Origin of the sequence: Halomonas sp. AOP13-D3-9, from assembly GCF_052379125.1 — a bacterium.
Taxonomy (GTDB): Bacteria; Pseudomonadota; Gammaproteobacteria; order Pseudomonadales; family Halomonadaceae; genus Vreelandella.
The window spans coordinates 1-1,342 of sequence record NZ_JBQSYH010000051.1 but is presented as its reverse complement, the minus strand read 5'-3'; the positions used below and the strand labels follow the sequence as shown (position 1 = coordinate 1,342).

Sequence of the window (1,342 nt, the reverse complement as noted above, 5' to 3'; positions counted from 1 at the left end):
GTGACGCATCGTTTAAGGAGGTGATCCAGCCGCAGGTTCCCCTACGGCTACCTTGTTACGACTTCACCCCAGTCATGAACCACACCGTGGTGATCGCCCTCTTGCGTTAGGCTAACCACTTCTGGTGCAGTCCACTCCCATGGTGTGACGGGCGGTGTGTACAAGGCCCGGGAACGTATTCACCGTGACATTCTGATTCACGATTACTAGCGATTCCGACTTCACGGAGTCGAGTTGCAGACTCCGATCCGGACTGAGACCGGCTTTAAGGGATTCGCTGACTCTCGCGAGCTCGCAGCCCTTTGTACCGGCCATTGTAGCACGTGTGTAGCCCTACCCGTAAGGGCCATGATGACTTGACGTCGTCCCCACCTTCCTCCGGTTTGTCACCGGCAGTCTCCTTAGAGTTCCCACCATTACGTGCTGGCAAATAAGGACAAGGGTTGCGCTCGTTACGGGACTTAACCCAACATTTCACAACACGAGCTGACGACAGCCATGCAGCACCTGTCTTACAGTTCCCGAAGGCACACCAGAATCTCTTCCGGCTTCTGTAGATGTCAAGGGTAGGTAAGGTTCTTCGCGTTGCATCGAATTAAACCACATGCTCCACCGCTTGTGCGGGCCCCCGTCAATTCATTTGAGTTTTAACCTTGCGGCCGTACTCCCCAGGCGGTCGACTTATCGCGTTAACTTCGCCACAAAGTGCTCTAGGCACCCAACGGCTGGTCGACATCGTTTACGGCGTGGACTACCAGGGTATCTAATCCTGTTTGCTACCCACGCTTTCGCACCTCAGTGTCAGTGTCAGTCCAGAAGGCCGCCTTCGCCACTGGTATTCCTCCCGATCTCTACGCATTTCACCGCTACACCGGGAATTCTACCTTCCTCTCCTGCACTCTAGCCTGACAGTTCCGGATGCCGTTCCCAGGTTGAGCCCGGGGCTTTCACAACCGGCTTATCAAGCCACCTACGCGCGCTTTACGCCCAGTAATTCCGATTAACGCTTGCACCCTCCGTATTACCGCGGCTGCTGGCACGGAGTTAGCCGGTGCTTCTTCTGCGAGTGATGTCTTTCCTACCGGGTATTAACCGATAGGCGTTCTTCCTCGCTGAAAGTGCTTTACAACCCGAGGGCCTTCTTCACACACGCGGCATGGCTGGATCAGGGTTGCCCCCATTGTCCAATATTCCCCACTGCTGCCTCCCGTAGGAGTTCGGGCCGTGTCTCAGTCCCGATGTGGCTGATCATCCTCTCAGACCAGCTACGGATCGTTGCCTTGGTAAGCCATTACCTTACCAACTAGCTAATCCGACATAGGCTCATCCAATAGCGGGAGCC

Annotated in this window: 1 rRNA gene; it reads right to left on the bottom strand. The window is 55.4% G+C overall.

The features are described 5' to 3' along the window. Positions 1-13 precede the first annotated feature (13 nt). Positions 14-1,342 (bottom strand): 16S ribosomal RNA (locus ACT3UM_RS24150); the annotation flags it as partial.